This window comes from Streptomyces sp. 7R007 (assembly GCF_054850255.1).
Genome location: NZ_JBTWMV010000127.1, coordinates 1 through 2861 on the forward strand (window position 1 = coordinate 1; position 2861 = coordinate 2861).

Here is a 2861-nt window from a genome sequence, read left to right on the forward strand (position 1 = left end):
GACCGCCACCGGACCGAGCAAGGGACGTACAGCATGAACGCAACCGCAGCCATCGGCGTGACCGGACTGGGTGTGATGGGCCGCAACCTGGCGCGCAACTTCGCCCGCCACGGCCACACCGTCGCCGTGCACAACCGCACGCCGGGCCGCACCCGCGCGCTCGTCGGGGAGTTCGGGCACGAGGGCTCGTTCGTCCCGGCCGAGACCGCCCGCGACCTCGTGGCCGCCCTCCAGCGCCCCCGCCGGCTGATCATCATGGTGCAGGCGGGCGCGGCCACCGACGCCGTCATCGACGAGTTCGCCCCGCTGCTGGACGCCGGTGACATGATCATCGACGGCGGGAACGCGCACTTCGCCGACACCCGCCGCCGCGAGGCGGCGCTGCGCGAGCGGGGCGTCCACTTCGTCGGCACCGGCATCTCCGGCGGCGAGGAGGGCGCGCTGGAGGGGCCGTCGATCATGGTCGGCGGCTCGGCGGAGTCGTACGCCGTCCTCGGCCCGGTGTTCGAGTCGATCAGCGCGCAGGTCGACGGCGAGCCCTGCGCCGCCCACCTCGGCACCGACGGCGCCGGCCACTTCGTCAAGATGGTGCACAACGGCATCGAGTACGCCGACATGCAGCTCATCGCCGAGGCCTACGACCTGCTGCGCCAGGTCGCCGGCTACACCCCGGCCGAGATCGCCGACGTCTTCCGGCGCTGGAACCAGGGCCGGCTCGGCTCCTACCTGGTCGAGATCACCGCCGAGGTCCTTGCCCACACCGACGCGGCCACCGGCCGGCCCTTCGTCGACGTTGTCGCCGACGCCGCCGGCCAGAAGGGCACCGGCCGCTGGACCGTGCAGACCGCCCTGGACCTGGCCTCCCCGGTCACCGCGATCGCCCAGGCCACCTTCGCCCGCGCCGCCTCCGGCCAGGACGAACTGCGCGCCGCCTACGCCGGCCTGCCCGGCGGCACCCGCCCGCCGCTCAGCCGCACCGAGGCCGACCGCTTCGCCTCGCAGGTCGAGCACGCCCTGTACGCGTCCAAGGTCATCGCCTACGACCAGGGGCTGAAGATGATCCAGGACGCGGCCGCCGAGTACGGCTGGAAGATCGACCTCGGCACCGTCGCCCGGATCTGGCGAGGCGGCTGCATCATCCGCGCCTCCTTCCTCGACCGCATCCGCGCCGCCTACGCCGCCGACCGCGACCTGGTCAGCCTGCTGGGCGAGATGGAGTTCGCCATGGAGATCACCGACGCGCAGGTGCCCTGGCGGGAGATCGTCGCCAGCGCCGCCCGCCGGGGCGTCCCCGTGCCCGCGTTCTCCGCCGCGCTCGCGCACTACGACACCCTGCGCGCCGACCGCCTGCCGGCCGCCCTGCTGCAGGGGCAGCGCGACTACTTCGGCGCCCACACCTACCGGCGCACCGACCGGCCCGGCGCCTTCCACACGCACTGGGCGACGCCCGAACGCGCGGAAACGCCCGCCTGACCGGCGGCCCGGCCGGCATCCGGCCGTGACGGCCTCCGAAGCCGCTCGTTCTGAAGAGCATGATCCACATCAGACGCGGACTCGTCACGGCCGCCGCGGCCCTGGCCGGACTGGCGGCCCTGACCGCCCCCGCAGCCCGGGCGACCGACAACGTCCCCTGCCACGGCACCACCCAGCGCGACCTGACCGATCCCGGCACCGGGCGCGTCTGGCCGCGCACGAACGTCATGTACTGCAACCTCACCCGCGGCCACGTCCCGGTGTACGCCAGCCGTTCGCCCCGCGCCGCCGTCGTCGGCCGTCTCGAACAGGGCGGCGCCGCCAACTGGTTCGTCACCGAGATGCGCGGCGAGACCTTCCGGGACGGCTCCGCCGAGAACTACTGGTGGGCCAGCACCCTGGCGGACAACGGCCGTTGGGGCTGGGTCCCGGAGGTGTACTTCGCCGGCGGAGACAACAACGAGGACGACGCCGGCCTGCTCATGCCGGGCACCTACACCTGCGCCAACGTCTGCCCGCCGCTGCCGTTCTGGGCCCGCTGAGCGGCCGTACACAGTCGGCGAAGGCGTGCACGCAGAGCAGGACCACGACGGCGTACAGGGTGCAGGCGGCAAGGGCGAACATGGGCGGACACCTTCCTCGTCGGGTCACACCTCCCGGCGAGGCCGCAACCGTTTCGCCCCTTCATCGGACGGAGCCACCTCATCGGTTCACGCCGGGGGCACGCGGTCGCGCGCGCGACCGCCGGCGTGGCCGACCCGCCCTTCGCCGTGCCTCACAGGCGGCGCTTGACCTCGAACCGCGGTCCCATGTCCGGCTCGTCGGTGCCCGCCAGCTCGGTGGCCAGCCGGTGCTCCCGCGTCAGGTCGTGCAGCAGCGTGCGGGCCTCCTCCGGGGACACCCCCGAGGCGCGGGCGATCTCCTCCAGATGGACGGCGCCACCGCCCCGGTGCTCCTGGGCCGCGGCCAGCCCCTGAAGCACCCGCTCGTGCCGGTCCGTGTAGCCGGGGTGGCCATGGCCGGTGAAGTCCCGCGCCGGCGGGGCGGCGGCCCGTTTCCTGTCGTCGCCTTGGCTGTCGTCGCGCACCATCAGGGCGCTCCTGTCGTCGTTGCTTCCCGTGGGGGCTGCCCAGAGGTACCGGGTAACCACCCCCGCCGCACTCCTCACCTCCGAGCCGCCGATTCCCGCTTGACGCTCCCGAGGGCCGCGCCTAGCGTCGACTGAACACGTCTGGACAGGTAGGTCGACGATGGCAGAGTCCTCGGGTTCCCCCGGCACCAGATCCGCAGACCGGCCGCTCCAGGTGGAGACGCACGGGCTGGACGTGATCGGCGACGCCGAACGCAAGGGCACTCCGCCGACGCTGTTCTGGCCCTGGTTCGGCGCC

3 protein-coding genes are annotated in these 2861 nt (G+C 73.5%); 2 read left to right on the forward strand and 1 reads right to left on the reverse strand.

The window, feature by feature from the left end; translation table 11 throughout:
- The first annotated feature begins 33 nt into the window (after nt 1–33).
- Together gndA and ACYF6T_RS44325 are read left to right on the forward strand one after the other, a co-directional pair.
- Entirely contained in the window at nt 34–1473 is a 1440-nt protein-coding gene (gene gndA, locus ACYF6T_RS44320) for an NADP-dependent phosphogluconate dehydrogenase (protein WP_461703670.1), read from the forward strand.
- 59 nt (nt 1474–1532) lie between these two features.
- On the forward strand, nt 1533–2015 hold the full coding sequence (locus ACYF6T_RS44325; RefSeq protein WP_461703671.1) for a hypothetical protein: 483 nt from the start codon (nt 1533–1535) through the stop codon (nt 2013–2015).
- A 233-nt stretch (nt 2016–2248) separates the two neighbouring features.
- On the opposite strand, the gene ACYF6T_RS44330 is transcribed toward ACYF6T_RS44325, so the two are convergent.
- On the reverse strand, nt 2249–2563 hold the full coding sequence (locus ACYF6T_RS44330; RefSeq protein WP_461703672.1) for a hypothetical protein: 315 nt from the start codon (nt 2561–2563) through the stop codon (nt 2249–2251).
- Nucleotides 2564–2861: the final 298 nt, after the last annotated feature.

Bases quoted from the DNA above. Each gene is read 5' to 3' on its own strand.
- ACYF6T_RS44325 (WP_461703671.1), top strand. From the start codon at position 1,533: ATGATCCACATCAGACGCGGACTCGTCACGGCCGCCGCGGCCCTGGCC.
- ACYF6T_RS44330 (WP_461703672.1), bottom strand. From the start codon at position 2,563: ATGGTGCGCGACGACAGCCAAGGCGACGACAGGAAACGGGCCGCCGCC.
- gndA (WP_461703670.1), top strand. From the start codon at position 34: ATGAACGCAACCGCAGCCATCGGCGTGACCGGACTGGGTGTGATGGGC.